This window comes from Clostridiales bacterium, from assembly GCA_018333995.1.
Classification (GTDB): domain Bacteria; phylum Actinomycetota; class Coriobacteriia; order Anaerosomatales; family SLCP01; genus JAGXSG01.
Genome location: JAGXSG010000028.1, coordinates 114,389 through 138,743 on the forward strand (window position 1 = coordinate 114,389; position 24,355 = coordinate 138,743).

A 24,355-nucleotide genomic window follows, 5' to 3' on the forward strand; every position below is an offset into this window, starting at 1 on the left:
GATGTGGACCGGCTTCCTGAGGTCCCCGCGGCCAACGGCGAGCTTGCCGCGGTTCCGCCGATTGGGACGTGGGGGGCGCGTGCGAGCGAGGGTTTGCTTGCCGCCCGATCGTCAGGTTTCGAGGTGTGCGGACGCCCGGTAACCGAGGCGATTGCCGACGCCCGCTTGGAACTCGTCAAACTTGCCTTTTCGTACTCAAGTGGTCTCGGAGTCGTTCAAAGCGGTGGTAGTGAGGGAGCAGAGTCCGCCCTCGCAGCCGGGGCGCCCATAGTGGTTGCCGGACACCAGCCCGGCTTTGTCCATCCCGGAGTGTGGGTGAAGTACTTTGCGATTCAACGCGTTTCCGATGAGACCGGTGCCATCGCGATAGACCTCGTTGTCGACACGGACTCAGTCAAGCAGATCTCGGCCACCCTGCCGCGTGCGGATGGGGAAGTGTCTCGAACCGCGATCGGACTCTGCAGCGCGACCACTGGGACGTATCCTCGCGCGACATCCGTTCCCGGCGAGCGTTCGATCGCGGAGTTTCTAGCGCAGGCGCGCACGACGCTGAAGACTTTTCCTGAGGCGACAGCTCTTCATCAACGCCTCGAACGCTTTAGCGGCGCAATGTATGCCGCCAGTGTGAGCGCCGGCGACATGGGATCGTTTTTGACCGCCACGAGAAGGAGGTACGAAGGGGACCGCAACACCTATCTCGAACTGCCCGTCTCTTCGCTGTCCCGGTCTGCCGCGTATCTCGAGTTCGCCGCCGCGTTGATCTCGGACGCAGGACGGTTTGCCCACGTCCATAACTCGGTCCTCGCTGAGTATCGGAAACGACACGGCATTCGCACCGCGGCACAACCGTTTCCTGATCTGAAGATCGCGGACCACGCTATTGAGGCGCCCTTCTGGCTGCTTGTCGACGGGCGTCGCGAGCGGGTGTTCGTTCGTGAAGCCAGAGGCCGAATCGAGCTCGTTGCCGGCTCTGTGACCAGGCAGGTGCCCCGCAGGTGCGATCTGCTCGCTGAAGTTCTCGCAGGAGAAGAACATGTTCTGGCGCCAAGGGCTCTCACGCTCACCATGTTCGCTCGCACCATGCTCGCGGATCTATTTGTGCACGGCATCGGAGGCGCGCGATACGACAGGGTGACCGACGCGGTCGCGTCGTCATACTGGGGCGAGCATATTCAGCCCTATGCCGCCGTGACACTGACGATGCATGCGCCGCTAGGCATGCCCGTGGTCTCAGCCGAGGCGATCGCCGAGGCGACGCGGGCGGTAACCCGCATCACTCGCAAGCCCGATGAGTTCCTCGGTGAGGCGGGATTTGAGTCCGTCGAGGCAAGCGCGGACGCGTTTCGCCTCGCCGCCGAGAAACGTGCGCTTGTCGATGCGATATCGGCGCCGGGAGCGAACCGAAGGAGCCTGGGCGCGAGAATCCGGGCCGTAAACGACGAACTCGCGATCGTTTTGGCACCGTACGCGGCCACGCTTGCCGAGCGGCGCGACGCGCTGAGGGCTGAGCTGGCGACGGCGGAGGTGCTCACTGACCGGACGTACCCCTACTTTCTTTGGGATCCGGAGAAGATCGAGCGAATCGTGCGCGTAGCGCCCTGACTCGGTGTGGAGCGGGTGTTCGCGTGATATCATGCATCGCACCTCGCGCACGCGTGGCCATTGGCCTCCCGGAGAAAGGAAGACGGACCTATGGCTCTCCCAGTCGTTGACAAGGATCTCTGTACCGCTTGCGGCATCTGTGTTGATGAGTGTCCCCAGAGCTGTTATGACCTCGGGGACGTAGCCGTTCTGTCTCGTCCCGATGACTGTACCGAGTGCGGCATCTGCGTCGATGTTTGTCCGAGTGAAGCCATCTCGATGTAGTCGCAGGAGCCGCCGGATGATAGCGATGAGGGTCGGCTTCGTGCCGGCCCTCTGTCATCCGCGCGGTCCCATGCCGTCGTCGACGTAGAGTTTGGGCTCTCGTCCCTTGATCAGTCCGGCGAATCGCCGGTGATGCCGCGCGTAGACGATCCCGGATAGCAGTAGCACGAACAGCAGGTCGGGCTGTCCGGTTATGAGCACATACAGCGGCAGCGCGAGTGTCGCCGCGACTTGACCGGCCATCATGTACCGTGTCAGCGCGATAACGAGAAGACCGCTGATCAACACCACGAGGAAGTAGCGCCAATCGTACGCGAGCAGCGCTCCTGCGCCGGTAGCGAGCCCTTTTCCGCCGAGTACCCTGCGTTTGCCGAGGCTCAGCCACAGCGAGTAGTTGTGCCCGAGCACCGCGCCCAAGACAACGGCTGGCGGCCCAATCACCGCGGCGCCGACCGCGACCGCCGCAGGGCCGCTCCACGCCGCGCCTCCCGCCGGAAGGGACGGATCGAGGAACATCGCAGGCACAGTGGTGGCTGCGATGGTGGGAAGGAACCCTTTGAGCGCGTCAGCGAACATCGCGACGGTAAACCATGTCCACGACCCGGTCGTGCGTCTCACGTTCATCGCGCCAACGTTGCCTGTGCCGTGCTCGGTAATGTCTTCTCCGGTAATCCCGCGGACGATGATGTATGCAAACGGTATCGAGCCGATGAGATACGCGAGCACGAACATCGCCGCCGCCGGCCACATGAGGTCGGGCACTCGCTCCAAACCCGCCTCAGCGATAAGGGCGAGAAGCGAAGTGTTCACGGTCTCCACCGCCTCGGCACCAAGACTTCCACCGCGCTTGGTTCGATGTGGATGTCGTAGACGGTAGAAAGCATGACCTCTCCATCGAGTTGGCCTTCGAGGGGTGTTTCCGACTCGAGGCGGATGGAGCGATGGAGCCCCATCTTCACGGGGCTCATTTGAGTGTGATTACCCGTGATGACAAACGGAAGGCGCCACAGTGCCGAGCCGAGCCCGACCCGGTCGATCGTGCACACGTCGAGCAAGCCATCATCAGGAACGGCGTCGGGCGTGATGCGGAATCCACCGCCGTACGTGGGTCCGTTTGTGATGGCGATCAGGAGGATTTCAACGGCTTGCGGCGGCGAGCCATCGATTGAGAGCACAACCGGGTGCGAGTAGAAGCGCCGCAGCAGGATGTACATCAGGGCGCGAAGATAGAGCGGGAGTCCTGACCAGCCGGTCGACATCTTGATCTCCGCGGCGCGCGCGGTGACACGGGCATCGAGTCCTATCGCTATGGAGTTCGCGAAGTACACGCCGTTGACCACACCGACGTCCAGACGTACCCGGACGCCATCGAGAAGTTCGCGGACGGCACTAGTGAGATCAGAGGGTATCCCCAGGGTGCGGCGGTAGTCGTTCCCTGACCCGGTAGGAAGTACGGTGAGGATCGGACGGTCACTGGCAGGGATGCGCATGAGTCCATTGAGCACCTCATGGACGGTTCCGTCCCCGCCCACTGCGATCACGGTGTCATATTGGGCTGACCCGGATGCGATCTCGGCCGCGTGGCCTGGGTGTTCGGTGAGAACGGTGTCGTGATCGATATGGCCCTCTAGAAGTGAGGCTACGACGGGTACGAGACTCCGTGTGATCCCGTGACGGGCGGTTGGATTGATGATTACCAGTGTGCGTCCGTGTGACACACGACCCTCCTCGGCCGTGGGAGCGCTGCTGCGCGCGGCGCTCTGTTCCCTGTACGTACGGTATGCTAGAGTTCGGTGTCGCGCCCTCGTAGCTCAGTGGATAGAGCGTCTGCCTCCGGAGCAGAAGGCCACAGGTTCGAGTCCTGTCGAGGGCACCACGTCAGATTGCGCGACCGTGTGTTTTGACCGGTCGAGTGCGCGCGCCGGGGCGGTGTGCGGCCGCCCCGGCGCGCGCGTGTTCTACGAAGACTCCCTTTCAGCCTTTGCTCTCTCGATGACCTTAGCGGCCATGTCGCCAGGGACTTGCTCGTAGCCCTCGACCTTGATCGTGTAGCTTCCTGTTCCACTACTCAGTGAGCGAAGGTGCGGCGAGTAGTGGACGACTTCCGCGTAGGGGAGTTGGGCATGGATATGCTGACGTCCCTCGGTGCTGTCCATGCCGAGAATCCGTCCGCGCATCGAACTGATATCTCCCATCACCGCGCCCGCATACTCGTCGGGAACCTCGATGTCGAGAGTCGCGATCGGTTCGAGGAGAACCATCTCGGCTTTCTCGGCAGCTGATCGGAAACCGATGCGTGCGGCCGTCTTGAATGCGATCTCGGAGGAGTCAACGCTGTGGTAGGAGCCATCGTACACAGCGACTCGAATATCCACCATTGGGTACCCGGCTAGCACGCCTTGCACCATGGTCTCCTGCACACCCTTGTCTACCGCTGGGATGAACTGGCGAGGGATCCTGCCGCCAACGATCTCGTCGACGAACTCGTACCCGCCCCCTGGGTTGGGCTCCAGGCGCAGCCAGCAGTCGCCAAACTGGCCTGAACCGCCGGTCTGCTTCTTGTGGCGGCCCTGGGCCTGTGCCGTTTTTCGGATCGTCTCGCGATACGGGATCCTCAAGTCAATGGTCTCCGCGTCAGCGTGGTACCGGTCGCGGAGACGCGCGATCGCGATATCGATCTGCACATCGCCGAGCCCCGCAAGAACGGTCTGGTGGGTCTCCTCGTCGCGGACGAGCTTGAGGGTGGGTTCCTCCTCCACGAGCTTGTTGAGCGCCACACCGAGCTTGTCCTCGTCGGCCTTGGTCTTGGCTTGTATGGCGACTGGGTAAAGCGGTTCAGGAAACGGCATGGGCTGGTAGGTGACCGAACCGTCCGCTGAGAGCGTGTCGCCGGTGAGCGTCTCGGAGAGCTTGGGAAGCACCGCGATGTCTCCCGCGGGTACCGCCGAAACGTCAACCGTTTCCTTGCCGGTCATTTTGAGTACGTGCCCGACGCGTTCTTTCTTGCCGGTCCGGCTGTTGATGAGCTCACTGCTGGGTGTCAGCGTGCCCGATACGACCTTGACGAGACTCAGGCGTCCCACATACGGATCGGACACCGTCTTGAACACGAACGCCGAGACGGCGCCGTCGATGGTGACCTCGCGAGTGCCGCCGTCTGCAGTGGGGATCGGCCCGTGAGCCGTGGGCTCCGGGAAGAAGGTGACGATCTCATCGAGCAGGTCCTCGATGCCTTGGACGGAAATGGCCGAGGCGACAAATGCGGGTATGAAGATGCCCTGGGCGATCGCCTTGTTAAGCAGCGTTTCGAGTTCGCCCTGGTCGAGTGGCTCACCTTCGAGCAGGTATTTTTCCATCAGGTCGTCGTCCGCCTCGGCGACGAGCTCTGTGAGTTTGTCGCGGGCGCTCTCCGCTGAATCGGTGAACTCGGCGGGGATATCTTCTACCACCTCGTGGTCCCCCTCGTGGTGGTAGGACTTCATGCGGATGATATCGATGACGCCGCGAAATCCGGATTCCGCACCCATGGGTATCTGCACCGCGCCGATACGGTGACCGTAGCGATCTTCGAGCTTGCGCATGGTGGCCTCGAAGTCCGCATTGTCCTTGTCGAGCCGGTTGATGAGGATCGCTCTGGCCACGCCCATCTCTCCGGCGAGCTTCCAGAGCCGGTCGGTCTGAACCTGTGGACCCGAGACGGCGTCGACGACGAACAGGGCCATCTCGGCGGCGGAAAGTCCAGCGATCGCGTCACCGATGAAGTCGGCGTACCCCGGGGTGTCGATGACGTTGATCTTGATGCCGTTGTGAACGAGCGGTGCGAGAGCGAGGTTCACAGAACTCTTGCGACGGACTTCCTCGGAGTCGTAGTCGAGATTCGAGTGCTCTTCGTCTACCGATCCGAGGCGGGTCGTCACGCCCGCGACGTGGAGCATGGCCTCCGCAAGGGAGGTCTTGCCCGCTCCTCCGTGCCCGACGAGCACGACGTTGCGGACCTTGTCGGTGCTGGGTGCGCCCAAGTGCATCTCCTCCTCGATGTCTCACGTCGTTGAAGTGCGTTCCTGGAACTCGAGCCGTGCGGTTGGCACGGATGCAACCCGTCCCGATAGCATACTCCTTTCTCGCCTCTCGGCCACCCTGGTAGAATGAGAAACCGTGTCTGGTCTCCCGGCACGCCGGGTACTCGGATTCGGAAGGACTCGCAATTGATTCGTTCGATTCGCGCCACAGTGATAACGCTGCTACTTGTAAGTGCGTTGCTGACTGCGGTCCTGCTCGTTCCCGGATGTTCTCCGGAGATGGATTCGCCACAGATGGGTGAGGTTGCCCAGTCGGATTCCGAGGCCGGACCGCCGACCGCTCTGCCCGCTACCGAGGAGGATGAGTTGTACACGCCTACGTACAAACCCGCAGGCAACGAGGTCGCCGTCATCACGACGTCGAAGGGCGTCATCAGGTTCGAGTTCTTTACGGAAGACGCGCCTAATCACGTCGCCGCCTTCATCGAGCTTGCCGAAAAAGGCTTCTATGACGGAGTGAAGTTTCACCGTGTGGAGCCGGGCTTTGTCATCCAGGGAGGCGATCCGTACTCCAAGACCGATGACCCGATGGTCGGTAGAGGAGGGCCGGGTTACACGCTTGCCGCAGAGTTCAACGAGCGTCTGCATCTCGACGGTACCGTGTCGATGGCGCGCGGTCAGAGTCCGGACTCGGCGGGATCGCAGTTCTTCATTTGCCTGGGTCCCCAGCCATTTCTTGATGGTCAGTACACGGTGTTCGGTCAGGTGATTGAGGGTCTCGACGTCGTCCACGCGATTGCAGTTGGTGACGTGATGCAGAGTGTGCGTATCGAACGCGCCGAGTAGGGACGAGGACGCAAGTGGATACCGCACGCTTCGAAGAGGGCAAGCAGGCCTACGCGGCCAAGGAGTATCGCGCGGCGGCGAAGGCGTTCATCGCGGCGGCGGACCGCGGGGATGGTAACGGTGCCGCGTATCACATGGCTGGCAACTCGCTCGTTCGGCTGCGCAGGTTTGGCGACGCGGTTACGGTATATCGCCATGCCCTGATCGATGAGGTTTACGACAAGCGTGCCGCGGTGCACGTGAACCTTGGCATGGCACTCACCGAGCTTGGTGAGTACGCTGAAGCTATCACGTCGTATCAGGCGGCTATCGACGATCCCGCCTATACCGGCGTGCATCGCGCGCTGCAGGGCAAGGCCGCAGCGCTTTGTGAGATGGGTGAGATTGAGCACGCGGCCATCGCGTACCGTCAGGCGGCGCTGGATTCCGAGAATCCCGACCCCGGCAAAGCGCTCAACAACCTCGGCTTGTGCTTCATGGCAATGCGACGTCCCGGTGACGCCGTTGAGGCGTACCGCGCCGCCCTCGGATTCGACACGTACGAGGCGCGGGGCAAGACGCTCGCCAATCTTGGCCAGGCGTACCACGCACTCGGTCGCCACGAGGAGGCGGTGCGCGCGTTTGAGAAGGCCACGGGATTGCATAATTACTCCCTTTCCGCCTCGGCGGCGCTTGAGTTCGAGAAGAGCGCGCATGCGCTTACGCCCGGCCGCCGGGAGACCGTTGAGGGCTGGAGCACCGGCGAGATGTCTCCGCTGTTGGAAGAGACGATCGAACCGGTTGGGCCGAGTGACGGGCCGCTCATGCCGACGCCTCCAGCTATTCGGATGGGCGATCAAGAGGAGGTGTCGAGCTTCTTTGCGATGACCGACGATGAGATGCGCGAACGGGATCGGGCGGCGAGGCGCATGGAGCGTGACGCTCGGCGCGCGGAGCGCAATCCGTGGGCGCTCGTAGGCGTGATCGTGGCTGTCGTCGCCATCGTTGGCGGGGGTATTGCGGCGGCGTTCGCGCTGGGACTCGGATACCCCACTCAAAGGATGACCGTCACTGCGATGCTTGAGGCGCGGGCGGCGGGTCAGCCAGTTGCGCAGTACTGGGTGGCGGTCCCCACCTCCGATGTAGACAAGGAGATGGCGAAGCTTCCGCCGATGAAGGAGTTTGCGCTCGGCGACGTCGAACGTTCGCCGCGCACATCAACGGTCACGGTGACTGTCACTCCTGAGAGCGGCGCACCACTCTACTATCAGGTGACTCTTGTGCGTGAGGGCGTGGGCTGGAAGGTGAACGGAGTCGACAACGACTGGAGGTCGACGGGCGGCGGTTCATAAGCGATACTGCCGACCGGCGCGCGAAATTCGCTCGTCAACATCGAAGTTACCATGATGAAAGGCGCACACGTGGATCAGAGCACATACATCATGATCAAGCCCGACGCCGTTCTTCGCGGCTTGATTGCGCCGGTGATTGCTCGATTTGAGCGGACGGGGCTTTGTATCGAGCGTCTCGAGCTTGGCATGGTCTCTCGCGAGCAGGCCGAGGCGAACTATGCGGAGCACGAGGGCAAACCATTTTACGAGAGTCTTGTCGAGTACATCACATCGGGACCTGTTGTCAAAATGGTCATTTCGGGTCCCGAAGCCGTTGCGGTCTGCCGTAAGCTGATGGGTTCCACCAATCCGCGTGAAGCGGCCCCGGGCACCATTCGCGGGGATTTTGGCCTCAGCCTGGAGGCGAACATTGTTCACGGCTCAGATTCCCCCGAATCAGCGAAGCGCGAGATCGCCATCTTCTTCACCGGTTAAACGTGCGACGTGACTTGGCGGTGTGCGCCGGTTGCACGCTTGCCAGGTATCGGCGTGATGCGCGGGCTGAGAGGAACGAGGGCCGAGCTCTAGAATCAAGCACATCACAGGGGACTCTCTGATGCCGGGAGGGACACACCACGTGCTTTCGCACGGGTTCAGGGGCGGGATACGCCCGCACGACCACAAGGAATCGACGAGAGACAAGCACACTGCACGGCTGCCTGTCCCGCGCCGTATCGTTGTGCCGGTACTTCAACACCTCGGCGTGCCCAATGCGCCAGTTGTCGCCGTGGGGGACACGGTGAGGCGCGGACAGCTGATCGCCTCGGCGGGTGATGTGGTGAGCGCTCCGATTCACTCGCCGGTAACCGGTGTGGTCGTTTCGATCGGCGACACCCTTACCATTAACGGAGCTATCGTCCCCGCCGTCTATATCGAGCCTGATCCGGTTCAAGAGTGGGACGGTTACGTGCGGGTCGAGGTGACGAGCGTCGTGCGCACAGTTCGTGCGGCGGGAGTCGTAGGGCTCGGCGGCGGAGCGTTCCCGACCGCCGTCAAGCTCACACCGCCGGCGGACTCTCCGGTGTCGACGCTTATTTTGAACGGGTGCGAGTGCGAGCCGTATCTGACGTGCGACCATCGCACCATGCTCGAACGTCCGGCCAGCGTTGCTTCCGGCGCGCGCCACATCGCCAGCGCCCTCGGAGCGTCACGCGTTGTCGTAGGCATCGAAGCCAATAAGCCCGACGCAGTCGATGTCATGCGATCCGCCATGGGCGCCTCGGCGGAGGTGCTCATGCTCGCCACCCGGTATCCGCAAGGGGCCGAGAAGCAGCTTATACACACCGTACTTGGCAGGGAGGTGCCGCACGGAAGGCTTCCCGCGTCGGTGGGAGCGCTCGTCCACAACGTCTCCACCGCCGCAGCCATAGCGGATGCGCTCGATGAAGGCAAACCGCTCATGGAGCGGGTTGTGACCGTCACGGGCCAGGTGGCTCGGCCGGGCAACTACATCGTGCCAATCGGGATGCTTGTGGCCGATCTCCTCGAGGCGGTCGGCGGCGTGATCGAGGGCGCGGGGCGCGTGGTGGCTGGAGGGCCGATGACAGGCATCGCTCTGGCCGATCTCCACGTGCCGGTAGTCAAGGGGACCGGGGGAGTTGTCGTGTTGCCCGCCAGGAGCGTGGCACCGGCGATCCAAGGCGATCAGCCGTGTATCCGGTGCGCGCGGTGCGTGGCTGGATGTCCCATGTCGCTTGAGCCGTACGCGCTCGGCATTTACGCCAACCGCAGGCAGTGGGATGCGACGGATCGCCTCCATGCGATGGATTGTATCGAGTGCGGGTGCTGCGCCTACGTTTGTCCCACGAATCGGCCCCTCGTGCAGCTCATCCGCCGGGCGAAGCAAGTTCTGATCGAGCGAGTGGCCAGACCGTGAGCGCTCAGTCGTCAAAAGCCACGACGATCCTCGTCGCGCCAGCGCCACACGTCGTAGCGAAAAGCACGTGCCGAGGGACGATGCTTTGGGTCATAGGGGCACTGATGCCCGTGACGGCATGGGCAATCTGGAACATGGGCTCTGTCGCCGTGGCGCTGCTTGCGGCGTGTATAGGCTCAGCGCTTGCCACCGAGGGGCTCTGGAACCGGCTTGCGCGGCGTCCTCAGACACTTCTCGACGGGTCCGCGCTGCTGACAGGGCTTTTGCTCGCGCTAGCACTTCCTCCGCGCACTCCGTGGTGGATCGCGGTCGCTGGCGGGATCGTCGCGATCGCGCTCGGCAAGATGATCTTTGGAGGACTGGGCTGGAACCTGTTCAACCCGGCGCTCGTCGGGCGAGCCTTCATCTCCATTTCCTGGGCGGGTGTGCTTTCTGAAGTGAGCCCGTATCCCGGGGGATGGTATAGCGCGATCGATGTCCCGGGCACGGCGGATCTCGACGCCATCAGCGGTGCGACGCGGCTCGCCATCGCCGCCGCTGACCGGGATGCGGGAGGCGCGTACGGGTTCGACCTTTCCGGCCACTACGACGCGTTACTCTTCCGCAACCTGGAAGGATGCCTTGGTGAGGTCTCGGCGGCGCTTCTGTTGCTCGGCGGAGTAGCGCTTATCATCCGTGGGATTATCGATTGGCGTATTCCCGCAGGATATATCGGCACGGTTGCGCTGCTATCGTGGGCGTTTGGCTCCGATCCGGTGTTCCACGTGCTTGCGGGCGGGCTCATGCTTGGAGCGTTCTTCATGGCCACCGACTACGTTACTTCGCCGATGACGCCCCTCGGCCGTTTTGTCTTCGGGGTCGGCTGCGGAGTGTTCAACGTCGTCGGGCGCTTTTTTGGGCCGATGCCCGAGGCGACCACGTTCGCGATCCTGTTCATGAACGGCCTTGTCCCCCTTATCGACCGAGGTTTGCGGCCACGAACGTTCGGTTGGAGGCGGGGCGATGCGTAGGGCCCAGTCGACACCCTTCAACATGGTGGGAGCGGTCCTCCTTACCTGCGTGGTCGCCGCTACCTCACTCGCGCTGACCTACGAGGTCACTCGTGACCGGATCGCCGCGCAGGAGCGAGCGGCTGAGGAGCGCGCTTTGAGGGCGGTGGTTCCGGATGCCGAGGGATTCGAGGTCGCTGACGACGTGCTTGAACAGTCGGTCGATGCGGCGCAGGAAATCGCCGTGACCGCCGTCTATCGCGCGCTAGGGCCTGAGGGAAACGTCGTTGCGTGGGGCGTGCGCGTCGCGCCACGGGGCTACGCCGGTCCTATCCAGCTCGTTGTGGGATTGGATAGAGATGGGGAAGTCCTTGGTGTCAGTATCATCTCCATGACCGAGACGCCAGGTCTGGGAACTAAGATCGCCACGGTCGACGGGTGGCTCGATCAGTTCATCGGGTGGAGCGGAGCGGATATCAACGCCTCGGCGCGAGAGTTTGACGCGATCGCAGGTGCGACAAAGTCGTCGGTCGCTGTTCGTGAGGGCGTGGTTGCCGCTGGACGGGTGTGGTCCGCGGCGCTGAGTGGGCGGGAGGAGGTAGATGCGCCTTGAGTGAGTGGGTTGCGGTGTTCAAGCGTGGGCTGGCGGTCGATAACCCGCTGACCGTGCTCATGATCGGCTTATGTGCGACGCTCGCGGTGTCCACCAAGGTCGAAGGCGCTCTCTTCATGGGCCTTGCGGTCATCTTTGTGCTCGTCATGTCGGCTGCGATCGTGTCGAGCCTTCGTCACCTCGTCCCCGAGATGGTCCGCATTCCAGTGTTCATCGTGATCATCGCGTCATTTGTCACCATCGTCGACCTGACGATGAAAGCGTTCGTGCCAGACATCTACAGCTTCCTCGGCGTGTGGATCCCTCTCATCGTTGTTAACTGCATGATTCTCGGGCGTGCCGAGGCGTTCTCGTACCACCAACCCGTACGGCTTGCGATAGCCGACGGCTTGGGAATGGGAAGCGGGTTCACGATGGTGATAGTCGTGCTCGCGTTCATACGGGAGCTATTTGGGAGCGGGGAGATCGTGTTCTTTGGCACTCGAGTACTCGGGATGCCCGAATGGTACCCGGCTCCCGGCATTCTCGTGCTCTTCCCCGGTGCGTTCATTGTGTTTGGATTCATCGTTGCGGCGATGAGGTGGTACAACAACCAGCGTACGTTAGTGCGTACGGTTCAGACGCCCGTTCAGTGCAGGGTGGAAGAGGGAGGGCGGTAGGGGTGGAGACCCTCCAACACTTCGCGCTACTGCTTGTGGGCGGTGCGCTCGTGAACAACATATTGCTCACGCGATTCATTGGGCTTTGTCCGTTCTTCGGGGTCTCGGGTTCGATGGAGACGAGCCTTGGCATGGCAGGCGCGGTGGTCTTTGTGATGACGCTCGCCACGAGTGCCACGTGGGTGTTCTGGAATGCGCTGCTGCAGCCGCTCGGCGTGGGTGAGTTCCTCTACATCCCGGCGTTCATACTCGTCATCGCGGCGCTCGTGCAGTTCGTGGAGATGTACTTGCGCAAGGCGAGCCCTGCGCTCTACCGGTCGTTAGGCATCTTCTTGCCTCTCATCACTACAAACTGTGCCGTGCTCGCGACCGCGACAGAAGCGGTGCGCCCTGGCTTTTTCAAGATGGGAGTTGACTACGGGTTCGGCTTCGGAGAGGCGCTCGTCTACACCTTCGGTGTGGCGCTAGGCTTTGGCATCGCGCTCATCTCGTTTACGGCGTTGAGAGAACGTCTCGAAGTGGCCCCGGTTCCAGAAATCATGCGCGGCACCCCGATCGCGTTTGTCACGGCGGGTCTACTTTCCTTCGGTTACGTCGGCTTGGCCGGCTTGTTTGGATTGTGAGGCGTGTGTCCGGGTGGATCTGACGCTCATAGTGAACGCGGTACTTGCGCTGAGTCTTATCGGTCTCGTCGCGGCCGCACTGCTGTCCATGGCAGCGCGCACGTTTACAGTGCAGGTTGACCCGCAGATCGAGCGCGTGCTCAGCGCTCTTCCCGGCGCCAACTGCGGCGCGTGTGGGAATCCGTCGTGCTTCTCGGCTGCCGAGGCGCTTGTAGCGGGAACGATGGCGCTGACCGGTTGCACGGCGGGTGGACGAGCGGTCGCGGATGCCATCGCCGACGTGCTTGGGATCCAAAAGTGCGAGGTCGCCGAGGTCGTGTCAGTGAGGCGCTGCGGAGGGGGCAGCGCCGCGGTCCGCCGCTACGAGTACTCGGGGGTTCTCTCATGCAACATGGTGTCACGGCTCGCCGGTGGCGTCATCGAATGTCCGGCGGGGTGTTTCGGCTACGGTGACTGCGTTGCGGCATGTCCATTCAACGCGATCACTATCGATGCGCGCGGACTTCCGGTGATCGATCTCGATCGCTGCACAGGGTGTGAGCTTTGTGTTCGTGAGTGCCCGCGAGGGCCGGCCCGTCTGCTCGAGATGGTGCCCGAGGACGGACCCGTCGTCATCCGATGCAACTCGCATGATCGTCCAAAGGCTCGCAAGGATTACTGTGTAAAGTGCTGCATCGCGTGCAAGAAGTGCGAGCGCGCGTGTCCCGCCGACGCGATCCACGTCATTGACTTGCTTGCGGTGGTGTCCTTCGAGAGGTGTACGGGCTGCGGGGCGTGCGTCGCCGTCTGCCCTCAACAGTGTATCGACTTTACCGGAAGAGCCGCGCATGCCCCTGCCGCGACACTCGATGGACTAGGCGTTCAAGGTGCTTTCGCTGTGGGTATCGCTCGCGAGGAGCCGTCATGACCAGGGGCGACCAGATACTCGTTGCCGCACTCCTCGCGCTTGCACTGTTCTCGTTCCTGCTGATAGCCGCTTTAGCTCCCCTTGACGGCGACTCAGTGACGATCGGTGGTCCGGAAGGTGTCAGCGACGTCTCTCTTCGACGTACTGCCGTGTACCGTGTCGAAGGCCGCCTGGGAGTTGTGGTCGTCGAAGTCGCTGAAGGGCGAGCCTCGGTGGTCGATGCGTGCTGCCCTGACGAGCTGTGTGTCCGCGCCGGCTACGCCCGTCCCGGGAGACCCGTCGTGTGTGCTCCTAACGGTGTCAGCGTGACTGTTCGCGGAGAAGGCGGTGAAGTGCTCGATGCGGTATCGCGCTGACACACGGCTGTCCGCTCACACCGCCATGTTGCTCGCGCTGGGGGCTGTTCTCGGATACGTGGAAACGCTCATCGCCATCCCCATGCCGGTACCGGGCGCCAAGCTCGGCCTCGCGAACATCGCTGTCGTAATCGCTCTGGCCATAACCGATCCGTTCCGGGCCATGATCGTCTCACTGGGTCGTGTAGCGCTCGTCGGTCTTGCTACGGGCACGCTGGGCGGACCGACAGTCGCGCTCTCGCTTGCCGGAGCGTGTGCTGCGCTTGTTGCGATGATGTTCCTCCGTTCCCGGGGAAGCACGTTTTCAGTCGTGGGCTGGGCTGTCGCGGGCGCGGCGGCTCACTCCGTTGCGCAGATTGCTGCTGCGTGTCTGCTTGTTGGTTCTTTTGCTCCACTGGCGCTGGCACCCCTTGTCCTTGCCCTAAGCCTGCCCTCCGGGCTCGCGATCGGATACTCCGCCCGTCTCCTCATCTCCCGCATCCCCCAGTTCACTCTGTCGGTTGCTGGTAGGTAAGTAGAGGAGGTGGGTGTCGATGGCGCCTCGCCTGATGGGTGTCGAGCGCACACCGCGATCATTGGTGCTCTCGGGTCATGTTGACGCGGTGTCTGACGCCGCACTCTTGTCCGTGCTCATCGGGGACGAGGGCGAGGAGGGAGGGCGTCGAGTCCTTGAGGCGTATCCGGTCCCAGACGCTCTGTGGCGGGTGAGCGCCGAGGACTTGACGGGGCTGCCCGGTATCGGTCCGGCAAGCGCGGCGCGGCTTCTGGCGGGGTTGGAGTTTAGCAGGCGTGCGTCAGTGTGGCGTTGTAAAGAGCGCGCGAGTATACAAACGCCCGAAGACGTGGTCGCGTTGTGCGGGCTCCAATTGAGGGGTGCTGACCGCGAGCACTTTTGGTCGCTCGCGCTCAACACGAAGAACCGTTTAGTCAGAATGGTCGAGATATCCGTGGGGAGTCTCAACGCGTCGATAGTGCACCCAAGGGAGTTGTTCAAAGATGCGGTGAGGTGCTCGGCAGCGTCCGTGGTGGTCGTCCATAACCATCCAAGCGGAGACCCGACCCCTTCTGGCGCCGACATTCAGCTCACCCGGCGTCTTGTGCGTGCGGGAGACGTCCTTGGGATAGAGGTGCTCGACCACGTGATCATCGGCGATGGCGGCGAGCACGCGTCCCTGCGTGACCTCGGCCTGATGTAGCGGGTTCCATGAACGGATGACACGGAACCGTCACGTGAGGACGAGCGTATCGACCAATGTGCTGTGCTACACTTATCCGGCTCTGAGAGCAGGGGCTTTCGCGTGCGAGAGGAGTCTAGGCGACCGTGTCGCTCATCGATATGTTTTTCAACTCGTGGGGCGGCGACATGGCTGTCGACCTTGGGACCGCCAACACGCTCGTTTCGGTCAGGGGTCGCGGGATCGTGCTCATAGAGCCGTCCGTTGTCGCGGTCGAAAGGGATACGAAGCGTGTGCTTGCCGTAGGCATGGAGGCCAAGCGAATGCTCGGCCGTACGCCGGGGAGCATCGTCGCGATCCGTCCGCTCAAAGATGGTGTCATCGCTGACTTTGAAGTCACCGAGTCGATGCTGCGCTACTTCATCAACAAGACGCGCGTGAAGCGCTTTCCGTGGCAGCCCAAACCTCGTGTTGTCATCTGCGTGCCGAGTGGGGTTACCGAGGTCGAGAAGCGTGCCGTCTTCGAGGCGACGATGCAGGCCGGTGCGAGGCAGGCTTTCCTCATCGAAGAACCGATGGCGGCCGCGATCGGTTCCGGGCTACCGATCCAGGAACCTACCGGAAACATGGTTGTCGATATCGGGGGCGGCACGACAGAGGTCGCTGTGATCTCGCTCGGTGGAATCGTTGTGTCGCAGTCTATTCGCATCGCCGGGGACGAGTTCGACGAAGCGATTATCAGTCACGTGAAGCGCACGTACAATGTTCTTATCGGCGAACGTACCGCTGAGGAGATCAAGTTCGAAATCGGTAGCGCGTGGCCGCTGCTTGAGGAGATCGACGTCGAGATTCGCGGACGCGACTTGCTCACAGGATTGCCGCGGACGGTGACGATGGAGTCCGAGGAGATCAGGGAGGCTCTCGAGGAGCCGATCGCGGCGATAGTGGCGGCGGTCAAGGGCACCCTGGAAAAGACCCCCCCAGAACTTGCCAGCGATCTCATGGAGTACGGCATCGTGCTTACTGGTGGAGGCGCGCTTCTCAAGGGGCTTGATGATCGCATCAAGCACGAGACCGGGATGCCGGTACACGTGTCGGAAAACGCACTTACTAACGTCGTGGATGGTTCCGCTCAGGCTCTTGAGGAGATTGACGCTCTCAAAAAGATCCTCACCGGCGCACGCTAGGACACGCATATGAGGTTTTCCTCCCGCGAGAGATCGCGGGGCGGCTGGGTACTGATCGCCCTCATCGCCGCCTCATTTCTGCTCACGACCGTCTACTATCGTGAGGGCGATTCCGGACCGCTCACGTCGACGAGGCGGGTCTTTCACGCGGTGATCACGCCGGTCTCTCACGCAGGCGCCTTTGTCACGTCGCCGATTAGAGCGGTGGGCGGATGGTTTGCGGGACTCACAATCTCGCGTGAGGAGATCGAGATCTTGCGCGAGCAGAACGCCACCTTGAGACAGCGCGTTGTTGATCTCGAAGAGGCACGACTCGAAAACGAACGTCTACGGGGATTGGTCGGTCTCGTAGATGGCCGCGAGTTCGACGCGGTTGGCACGCGTATCATCGCAAGGCCGCTGACGGCGTGGGAGGCGGTCGTCACCATCGATCGAGGCGGGGCTGACGGAGTCGCCCCAGGGATGCCTGTGCTCACTGTGCACGGACTGCTCGGATACGTTGTCGAAACCAGCGAGCGATCAAGCCGCGTGCGCCTGATCACCGACCAGCGCAGCGGCGTTGCGGCGATGCTCCAGGCGTCTCGCGCGGAAGGTGTCGTCTCGGGATCCATCAATGGTGACCTCGTGATGCGGTTCGTGAGCCGTGACGCGACGGTCACCGTGGGCGAGCCGGTGCTCACGTCTGGGCTCGGTGGCGTGTACCCACGCGGCCTGCTTGTTGGCGAAGTCGCGAGCTACCGGCTCACCGACGCCGACCTCCATCCCGTGATCACGGTGCGATCAAACGTGTCGCTACCTGCCATCGAGGAGGCAGTCGTGTTAGTGGGCGCCGCTGCCGAGATAGAGGGAGGCGGCGGACAGTGAACAGATTCTGGTCCGCGGCAGGCGCGCTTACCGGAGCCGTTCTCTTGCAGGCGGGACTTGCTCCAAATATCGCGATCGGTGGTGTGGTGCCAAACATGTTTTTGCTGGTCGTCGTCACACTTGCCCTGGTACAGGGACCTCGCGCCGGCATGATCGCGGGATTTACAGGTGGAATCCTCTTCGACCTCGTTGGCACGGGCCCGATCGGTCCTGGCGCGCTTGTACTGTGTGTGGTGGGCTTCCTTGCGGGATCTGCAGCCGAGAACACGTTTTCCGAGGGATGGTCAGTGCCGCTCGTAATCTTGTTTTTTTCCGGCTTGGCGACCGAAGGAGCGTACGCTCTATCGCTTGCGGTACTTGGCGAGAGCGGATCGGGATTCCGAGGGTTTGCCGGCGTGATGTTTTCGGGAGCGCTGTATAATGTCGCGGTGGCCGTGCTCGTGTACCCGTGGCTGGCCCGCTTCTTGCGAGACGAGCGATCCGTGAACATGTTCAGGCGGCTGTCGTAGCCGCGTCTGCCGTTCGACCGCCAAAGTAGCGGCCGAGGAGAACACACCCATTGCCTGCCTTCCGTGAACAGTTGCGACAGCGATACGCCGTGCTCGGCGTGGCGGTTGTCGTCGTGCTTGGGGTACTGCTCATCCGGTTGTGGAGCTTGCAGGTGCTTCATGGGGACGAGTTTGCGACAGCGGCGGAGAACAACAGGGTGAGGGAGGTTTCGGTTGACGCCCCTCGCGGTCGCATCCTCGATCGTGATCGCGTCCCGCTCGTGGTCAACCGTTCCGCACTAGCTGTCACGATCTCTCCAGCGGCCAGGAACGACGAGGAGCTGCTTAGCCGTCTTTCGGTCGTCCTCGGAGTGACGCTCGACTCCGTGCTGGAGCGAGCGATGTCGGTGAGGGACGACCCGCTCAAACCGCGCATCGTCGCCGTCGATGTCCCGATGACGGCCGTCTCATATCTATCCGAGCACGAGGCTGAGTTTCCCGGGATCGAGGTCGAGGCGATACCCGTTCGCGACTATCCGCACGGGACGCTCGCGGCCCACGTACTTGGCTATACGGGCGAGATCACAGATGAGCAGCTCAAAGAGTCCGAGATAGGCAGGTACGCGCTTGGCGACATCGTGGGTAGGACCGGTGTCGAGCGGCAGTATGAGTCAGTGCTGCAGGGCGTAAAGGGATTCACGCGTCTCGAGGTTGACGCATTTGGCTCGCCCAGAAAGGTCATCGAAGAGGCTGAGCCGGTTGCGGGTCGCGATGTCGTGCTCACCATCGATGCCGACGTCCAGGCCGTCGCGGAACAAGCGCTCGTCGACGCGCTCGCCGCGGCACGCGCGGACGAGTTTCCCAACGCGCGTGCGGGTGCCGCGGTCGTGCTCGACGTGAAGACAGGCGAGATTGTGGCGATGGCCAGCGTGCCGACGTACGATCCCGCCGCGTTTATCGGCGGTATCGCAGCGGCCGAGTGGGAGCGGCTGAATGCGAAAGAGAGCGAGTACCCCCTCAACAACCGCGCGATACACGCCGCGTACCCACCTGCGTCCACGTTCAAAGTCGTGACGGCGGCGGCCGGGTTGGAGCACCAGGTCACTTCGACCGGCCACTCCTACTACTGCTCAGGCCGGTGGACCGGCTTTGGCGAGCAGTGGGGGAAGAACTGCTGGGAGTTGCGTGGTCACGGGCAAGTCGACTTCTTCAGCGGCATGGCGTACTCGTGCGACATCGTCTACTACGATATCGGCTATCAGCTCGAGAGCCGCGGCGCGGAAGAGCTTCAGGCGTGGTCTCGCAACTTTGGTCTCGGCGCCACGCTCGGCGTTGACTTGCCCGGAGAAGTGAGCGGCCGCGTTCCTGACGCAGCGTGGAAGGCTGAGTTCAACCGCGACTATCCCGAGTATCGCCGGTGGCTTCCCGGCGACACGATCAACCTGTCGATCGGCCAGGGTGACATGCTCACGACCCCGCTCCAGATGGCGGCGGTCTTCGCGGGCCTGGGTAACAACGGCACCATCATGCGTCCGCACGTTCTCAAGGAGGTCATAGACGCTAAGGGAGAGACGGTTCGTGCCTTCGAGCCGGAGGTCGTACGCGAGATCGGTCTGTCCGAGGCGAATCTTCGTGCGATCCATGACTCTCTTGTCGGAGTGACCGAGTACGGCACCGGCTTGAGCGCATTTCGAGGTTTCGGCACCCCTATCGCCGGGAAGACCGGCACAGCGGAGGTCGCGGGCCGCGACAACTACGCGTGGTTCACCGCGTACGCGCCGGCGAGTGAGCCTCGCTACTCGGTGGCAATCGTGCTCGAGCAAGGTGGAGGCGGAGGCGCCAACGCGGCACCCGCGGCACGCTCGATCCTCGCACAACTGCTCGGTTTACCTACGGACCGCGTCACGGCGACGGACGTGTCGAGGTGACCGGCGATGGGTAGCCGGATCGAACTTGTGCGCGACAAGGTCAATCTCCCGCTCGCTGCGGTAGTGGCGCTCCTGCTGGTCTTCGGGGCCCTCATGGTCCACTCCGCGACATCCGGCTTCTCGTACGGCGAGGCGATGTTCCAGCGCCAGTTGCTTGGCATCGGCATCGGCACTGTCCTTCTCGCGCTCGCGTGGAAGATTGACTACCGCAGGATCGAGGGGTGGCTCGGCCCGCTTGTCGTGCTCAACGCGTTTCTCATACTCTCACCGAGGATCCCGGGTCTGGGCGCTGAGGCCAAGGGAGCGACCGCGTGGCTTGAGATCGCGGGCGTGCGTCTCTTTCAGCCGTCAGAACCCGCAAAGCTGATCACGATCCTAATCATGGCGATCGTGATCGCGCGTTTCAAAGGCCGGATCGAACGGGGTCGAGATGTTGCGCACGTGCTCGCGTATCTCGCTGTACCGTTCGGGTTGATCCTCACGCAGCCTGATCTTGGCACTGGGCTCGTGTTTGTAGCGATCACGCTCGGTATGTTGCTCGTGGGTGGGATGAAGGGACGCTTCTTTCTCATCATCGCGTTGGTTGGAGCGGTTGGGGTGGGGGTGATCCTTCAAACTGATCTCTTGGCCGAGTACCAACGCAACCGGCTTCTTGTATTCGTCGACCCTTCGCTCGATCCGAAGGGAGCGGGGTACAGTTTGAACCAGTCGAAGATCGCGATTGGTTCCGGCGGGCTTGCGGGCAAGGGTCTCGGGCAGGGGACGCAGTCCAATCTAAACTTTCTGCCGGAGCGCCACACCGACTTCATCTTCTCGGTGCTAGGCGAGGAGGCCGGTTTCCTCGGGGCGGTACTGCTGCTCGGGTTGTACCTCGGGCTGCTCGTCACATCACTTGAAATCGCGACATCAGCGCGCGATCTGTACCAATCACTCATCGTAATAGGTCTTATCAGTATGTGGACCTTTCAGATTCTGCAGAATATCGGGATGACGATAGGTCTCATGCCGATCACGGGCATACCGCTGCCATTTATGAGCTATGGTTCGTCATTCATGATCACCAACCTGGCCGGAACGGGTATGCTCATGTCCGTGTGGGCCAGGCGGAAAGGCGTCTGAGGGTACTCGTTTGAGGAGGGTTCAGTCGTGGCTTTGCCCGTCAACTTGAGAGATATCGTCCGGTCAACCGCCGAGATTCGCGCGCAGCGCGAGAAACCTTTGCGGATTGAGATCATTATCGAGGCCGATGCGCCAGACGAGCTGATCGAAGCGGTGCGTGACCGCTTGAGGCCAGCAACGGCCGCCGCGAGTCTCGGCATAGATGTCGCCGAACCTGGCCGCACACGGGTCTTTGACCCCGCTTGTGACGTGGTCATTGGAGTCGCGGGCAGCGGATCAGTGGGACTCAATGAGGTGATGGCCGCCGCACGCGAGCGGAGCGTGCCTGCCGTCGTGATCGGAGTTGCTCACGATCGCCACGTGGTCGCTTTGAACGCAGGTCATCCGTATGCCGACACCGTCGCTTCACCGGTAGCCTCTCACGCTGTCGATGTCGAGCTTGCCGGGTGGCTCGTCGAGCGCCTCGATGGAAAGCGGCTCGCGCTCGCTCACAACTTCCCGTTCGTGCGTGCCGTGGTCGCTGAGGAAGCGGTGAAGGCTACTGCTGCTCAAAACGCGCTCATTGGCGCGGTCGCGTTCGTGCCCGGTGCCGATATGCCGCTGATGACGCTCAACCAGGCAAAGATGCTCCTTCAGATCGCCGCCGCGTACGGTCAGTCTCTCGGCACCGAGAGGGCAAAGGAGCTTCTCGCCCTCGTGGGCGGAGCGTTTGCGCTCAGAACGGTGGCTCGGCAGATACTTGGGTTCGTACCGGGATTTGGATGGGCCATCAAGGCTGGTTTCGGGTACGTGGGCACTGTGGCGATGGGCAGGGCGGCAATCACGTATTTTGAGCACGGGGGCGACTTGACTGGCGTGGCTCGAACAGCGGTTGCGGCGCGTGACGCGGCTGTCAAGCGCCTCAAGCGAGCGGACGCTGGTGCGTGAGTCCGGCGTGGCGCTCAGGCGGCGTGTGGAGCGTGTCCTTTCACGAGTCGAGCGTCCGGCACGCTATATAGACAGCGAATGGGGGAGTGTCAGGGACCGCGACGCCACGCACCGTACGGTTCTCGCGTATCCCGACACCTACGAGATTGGTCAATCCAACCAGGCGCTCGCCATCTTGTACGCGCGTATAAACGCTAAGACGGGTTTCTCGGCAGAGCGGACGTACGTGCCGTGGGTGGACATGTCGAGCGAGATGCGCGGGGAGAAGATTCCGCTGTTCTCGCTCGAGTCCGTTACGCCGGTGGCCGAGTTCGACATCGTGGGCATCACCCTCCCTTACGAGCTTACGTACACCAACATTCTTGAGCTGCTCGATCTGGCGGGCATCCCGCTGCGCGCGTCTGATCGCACGGATAGACATCCGCTCGTTGTAGGCGGCGGTCCGTGCGCCTACAACCCCGAACCGCTCGCCCCGTTCTTCGACGCGATCGTGATCGGGGAGGGCGAGGATGTTGTGCTCGATGTTGTCAGGAGCCATCGCGATGCGCGCGACGCGGGTCTGAGCCGTCAAGACACGCTGGCAAGCCTCGCCAGGATTCCGGGCGTCTACGTGCCGTCACTGTACGAGGTTGATGGCGAAGGCGGCCTGCGAGCGGCGGATCCGGCACCGTCCGTGGTGGTCAAGCGGGTCGTGTCCGATCTCGGTGCTCACTCCCCGCCGGTCTGCGGGATCGTTCCTTTCATGGATGTCGTCCACGACAGGGTTGGCGTTGAGGTGTTCCGTGGATGCACGCGAGGGTGTCGCTTTTGCCAGGCGGGGATGGTGTACCGTCCGGTACGTGAGCGCCGCGCTGACGATATCGTGCGCGACGTCATGGCTGGCCTCGCGCACACCGGTTACGACGAGGTCTCGCTCACCTCGCTGTCCACCACCGATCATAGTCAGATAGAAGAGGTGGTTCGCCGGTTGACGAACAGACTGGACGGCACGGGCGTGAGCGTTTCGCTTCCGAGCCTGCGCGTCGACGCGTTTAGCGTCGAGATGGCTCGACTGGTGAGCGCCGGGCGCACGTCGGGACTCACGCTCGCGCCGGAGGCCGGAACCCAGCGGATGCGTGATGTCATCAACAAGAACGTCACGGAAGATGAGCTCATCACCACCATCACCCATGCGTTCAAGTCCGGGTGGCGTCGGGTGAAGTTGTACTTCATGATCGGGTTGCCTACCGAGACCGACGCTGACATCGAGGAAATCGGCCACCTCGTCTCCCGGGTGCTGGCTTGCGCTCGTGCCGAGGTAAAGCCAGATGAGCGCGGATCGGTGAGGATCGCCGTATCTGTCTCCACCCTCGTTCCCAAGGCGCATACCCCATTCCAGTGGCTCGGCCAGGTTTCACTCGATGAGGTGCGGAGGCGTCAGCAGGTCTTGCGCTCGACGATGCCGCGCAAGGGTGTCGATCTGGCGTGGCACGACGCGGAGGTCTCGTTCCTTGAGGGAGTGATGGCGCGCGGCGGGCGCGAACTTGCCGACGCGATCGAGGCGGCGTGGCGCGCGGGTGCGCGCTTCGACGCGTGGACCGAGCGGTTCGACCTGCGCGTGTGGCTCGATGCGTTTTCCTCGGCTGGGGTCGATCCGGAGGCGGTGGCTGGCCGGTCGTACGGCGCCCATGACGCGCTGCCCTGGGACCACATCTCGTGTGGCGTGTCGCGCACCTACCTGTGGCGCGAGCTTGAACGTGCGCAACGCGGGGCATCAACCGAGGATTGCACGTTTTCTGTGTGCACTGGATGTGACGTTTGCACCGGCCTCGGTGTTGACACTGTGTTAGGTGGTGACCGCCGTGGCACCGGGTGAGTTCCGGCTCCGGGTTCGCTACCAGAAGATTGGCCCCGTGCGCTTTCTTTCCCACCTCGAGGTCATGCGGGCGATCGAGCGTTCGGCACGCCGGTCTGGATTGCCGTATGCTGTCACAAAAGGGTTCTCGCCGCACATGAAGCTTGCCTTTGGTCCCGCGTTGCCGGTCGGGACCGCTGGACTCGCCGAGCACTACGATGTGTGGCTGACAACATACGTGCCCGCGGGTGAGGTCCTCCGGCGTCTGCGGAGTTCGACGCCGCCGGACTTGGCAGCCTCTGGGGTGGCGTACGTCGGGCCCAAGGAGCCGTCGCTGAGTGCGGCGGTTACGCTCGCGGAGTATGAGGTGGCAATCGAAGGTGAGGGGGTGAGCGCGGAGAAGGTGGGAGAGGCGCTCGACGCTGTGACCGGCGATAGGTGGCTTGAGGTTGAGCACAAGAGCAAGACCAAGGTTTTCGATCTTACGCGCACACTCCCGAACGAGGTGAGCGTGAGGCCGAGTGGGTCTGGGATCGTTGTCTTTCTAACGACACGCATGGGCCAGGAAGGCTCGCTCAGACCCGAGGTGCTCTGCCAGACGGCCCTATCCCGAGCGCGGTGCGACGGCGCTGTCGTATCAGTGACGCGGACCGGCACGTTCATCGAGGGCGAGGACGGTCCGCGGCGTCCCCTCTGATGGGAGACAGCC

At 62.7% G+C, this 24,355-nt stretch carries 25 protein-coding genes and 1 tRNA gene; 23 read left to right on the forward strand and 3 right to left on the reverse strand.

The window, feature by feature from the left end; genetic code table 11:
• Positions 1–3 precede the first annotated feature (3 nt).
• Both KGZ40_07905 and KGZ40_07910 read left to right on the forward strand, forming a co-directional pair.
• The gene (locus KGZ40_07905) at positions 4–1,602 is read left to right on the forward strand and encodes a hypothetical protein (protein ID MBS3957435.1); all 1,599 of its coding nucleotides are present in this window, start codon (positions 4–6) and stop codon (positions 1,600–1,602) included.
• 90 nt (positions 1,603–1,692) lie between these two features.
• Complete coding sequence (locus tag KGZ40_07910; protein ID MBS3957436.1) at positions 1,693–1,866, forward strand: 4Fe-4S binding protein; 174 nt, start codon at positions 1,693–1,695, stop codon at positions 1,864–1,866.
• A 54-nt stretch (positions 1,867–1,920) separates the two neighbouring features.
• Here the strand turns inward: KGZ40_07910 and KGZ40_07915 are convergent, their stop codons facing one another.
• Both KGZ40_07915 and KGZ40_07920 read right to left on the reverse strand, forming a co-directional pair.
• Entirely contained in the window at positions 1,921–2,676 is a 756-nt protein-coding gene (locus tag KGZ40_07915) for a glycerol-3-phosphate acyltransferase (GenBank protein MBS3957437.1), read from the reverse strand.
• The gene (locus tag KGZ40_07920) at positions 2,673–3,584 is read right to left on the reverse strand and encodes a diacylglycerol kinase family lipid kinase (GenBank protein MBS3957438.1); all 912 of its coding nucleotides are present in this window, start codon (positions 3,582–3,584) and stop codon (positions 2,673–2,675) included. The genes KGZ40_07915 and KGZ40_07920 overlap by 4 nt, the downstream gene beginning before the upstream one ends.
• An 82-nt stretch (positions 3,585–3,666) precedes the next feature.
• On the opposite strand from KGZ40_07920, the gene KGZ40_07925 reads away from it, so the two are divergent.
• A tRNA-Arg gene (locus KGZ40_07925) sits at positions 3,667–3,742 on the forward strand.
• 82 nt (positions 3,743–3,824) lie between these two features.
• Here the strand turns inward: KGZ40_07925 and KGZ40_07930 are convergent.
• Positions 3,825–5,885 carry an elongation factor G gene (locus tag KGZ40_07930; protein ID MBS3957439.1) on the reverse strand — a complete coding sequence of 687 codons (2,061 nt, stop codon included), beginning with the start codon at positions 5,883–5,885 and terminating at the stop codon, positions 3,825–3,827.
• A 294-nt stretch (positions 5,886–6,179) separates the two neighbouring features.
• Between KGZ40_07930 and KGZ40_07935 the strand changes: the two genes are divergently transcribed.
• The 20 genes from KGZ40_07935 to KGZ40_08030 all read left to right on the forward strand — a co-directional run bounded on the left by KGZ40_07935 (position 6,180) and on the right by KGZ40_08030 (position 24,343).
• The gene (locus tag KGZ40_07935) at positions 6,180–6,731 is read left to right on the forward strand and encodes a peptidylprolyl isomerase (GenBank protein MBS3957440.1); all 552 of its coding nucleotides are present in this window, start codon (positions 6,180–6,182) and stop codon (positions 6,729–6,731) included.
• Between the two features lie 14 nt (positions 6,732–6,745).
• Positions 6,746–8,062 (forward strand): tetratricopeptide repeat protein, encoded by a 1,317-nt coding sequence (locus KGZ40_07940; GenBank protein MBS3957441.1) that lies wholly within the window; start codon positions 6,746–6,748, stop codon positions 8,060–8,062.
• Positions 8,063–8,116: 54 nt separating this feature from the next.
• Positions 8,117–8,536, forward strand: a complete 420-nt coding sequence (gene ndk / locus KGZ40_07945) for a nucleoside-diphosphate kinase (protein MBS3957442.1) — start codon at positions 8,117–8,119, stop codon at positions 8,534–8,536.
• Positions 8,537–8,657: 121 nt separating this feature from the next.
• Positions 8,658–9,977: an electron transport complex subunit RsxC gene (gene rsxC, locus KGZ40_07950; GenBank protein ID MBS3957443.1), complete on the forward strand. Its 1,320-nt coding sequence runs from the start codon at positions 8,658–8,660 to the stop codon at positions 9,975–9,977.
• Positions 9,974–10,987, forward strand: a complete 1,014-nt coding sequence (locus KGZ40_07955) for an RnfABCDGE type electron transport complex subunit D (protein MBS3957444.1) — start codon at positions 9,974–9,976, stop codon at positions 10,985–10,987. The genes rsxC and KGZ40_07955 overlap by 4 nt, the downstream gene beginning before the upstream one ends.
• Entirely contained in the window at positions 10,980–11,579 is a 600-nt protein-coding gene (locus tag KGZ40_07960) for an RnfABCDGE type electron transport complex subunit G (GenBank protein ID MBS3957445.1), read from the forward strand. The genes KGZ40_07955 and KGZ40_07960 overlap by 8 nt, the downstream gene beginning before the upstream one ends.
• A gap of 14 nt (positions 11,580–11,593) precedes the next feature.
• Complete coding sequence (gene rsxE, locus KGZ40_07965) at positions 11,594–12,238, forward strand: electron transport complex subunit RsxE (GenBank protein ID MBS3957446.1); 645 nt, start codon at positions 11,594–11,596, stop codon at positions 12,236–12,238.
• Positions 12,239–12,240: 2 nt separating this feature from the next.
• Entirely contained in the window at positions 12,241–12,861 is a 621-nt protein-coding gene (locus KGZ40_07970) for an electron transport complex subunit RsxA (GenBank protein ID MBS3957447.1), read from the forward strand.
• Positions 12,862–12,874: 13 nt separating this feature from the next.
• On the forward strand, positions 12,875–13,768 hold the full coding sequence (locus tag KGZ40_07975) for an RnfABCDGE type electron transport complex subunit B (GenBank protein ID MBS3957448.1): 894 nt from the start codon (positions 12,875–12,877) through the stop codon (positions 13,766–13,768).
• Positions 13,765–14,124 (forward strand): NusG domain II-containing protein, encoded by a 360-nt coding sequence (locus KGZ40_07980; protein ID MBS3957449.1) that lies wholly within the window; start codon positions 13,765–13,767, stop codon positions 14,122–14,124. The genes KGZ40_07975 and KGZ40_07980 overlap by 4 nt, the downstream gene beginning before the upstream one ends.
• The gene (locus KGZ40_07985) at positions 14,108–14,638 is read left to right on the forward strand and encodes a Gx transporter family protein (GenBank protein MBS3957450.1); all 531 of its coding nucleotides are present in this window, start codon (positions 14,108–14,110) and stop codon (positions 14,636–14,638) included. The genes KGZ40_07980 and KGZ40_07985 overlap by 17 nt, the downstream gene beginning before the upstream one ends.
• Positions 14,639–14,657: 19 nt before the next feature.
• Positions 14,658–15,320, forward strand: coding sequence for a DNA repair protein RadC (radC, locus tag KGZ40_07990; protein ID MBS3957451.1), 663 nt, complete (start codon positions 14,658–14,660; stop codon positions 15,318–15,320).
• Positions 15,321–15,460: 140 nt separating this feature from the next.
• Positions 15,461–16,486, forward strand: a complete 1,026-nt coding sequence (locus KGZ40_07995) for a rod shape-determining protein (GenBank protein ID MBS3957452.1) — start codon at positions 15,461–15,463, stop codon at positions 16,484–16,486.
• A 9-nt stretch (positions 16,487–16,495) separates the two neighbouring features.
• A complete protein-coding gene (mreC, locus tag KGZ40_08000; protein MBS3957453.1) occupies positions 16,496–17,350 on the forward strand; it encodes a rod shape-determining protein MreC in 855 nt (284 codons plus the stop codon).
• Complete coding sequence (gene mreD / locus KGZ40_08005) at positions 17,347–17,859, forward strand: rod shape-determining protein MreD (GenBank protein ID MBS3957454.1); 513 nt, start codon at positions 17,347–17,349, stop codon at positions 17,857–17,859. The genes mreC and mreD overlap by 4 nt, the downstream gene beginning before the upstream one ends.
• Positions 17,860–17,909: 50 nt before the next feature.
• On the forward strand, positions 17,910–19,766 hold the full coding sequence (mrdA, locus tag KGZ40_08010) for a penicillin-binding protein 2 (protein MBS3957455.1): 1,857 nt from the start codon (positions 17,910–17,912) through the stop codon (positions 19,764–19,766).
• A gap of 6 nt (positions 19,767–19,772) precedes the next feature.
• Positions 19,773–20,885, forward strand: coding sequence for a rod shape-determining protein RodA (gene rodA / locus KGZ40_08015; GenBank protein MBS3957456.1), 1,113 nt, complete (start codon positions 19,773–19,775; stop codon positions 20,883–20,885).
• A gap of 27 nt (positions 20,886–20,912) precedes the next feature.
• Positions 20,913–21,812 carry a DUF697 domain-containing protein gene (locus KGZ40_08020; GenBank protein ID MBS3957457.1) on the forward strand — a complete coding sequence of 300 codons (900 nt, stop codon included), beginning with the start codon at positions 20,913–20,915 and terminating at the stop codon, positions 21,810–21,812.
• A 7-nt stretch (positions 21,813–21,819) separates the two neighbouring features.
• Complete coding sequence (locus KGZ40_08025; GenBank protein ID MBS3957458.1) at positions 21,820–23,667, forward strand: TIGR03960 family B12-binding radical SAM protein; 1,848 nt, start codon at positions 21,820–21,822, stop codon at positions 23,665–23,667.
• Complete coding sequence (locus KGZ40_08030; GenBank protein ID MBS3957459.1) at positions 23,654–24,343, forward strand: TIGR03936 family radical SAM-associated protein; 690 nt, start codon at positions 23,654–23,656, stop codon at positions 24,341–24,343. Before KGZ40_08025 ends, KGZ40_08030 begins: the two co-directional genes overlap by 14 nt.
• The last annotated feature ends 12 nt before the right edge of the window (positions 24,344–24,355 follow it).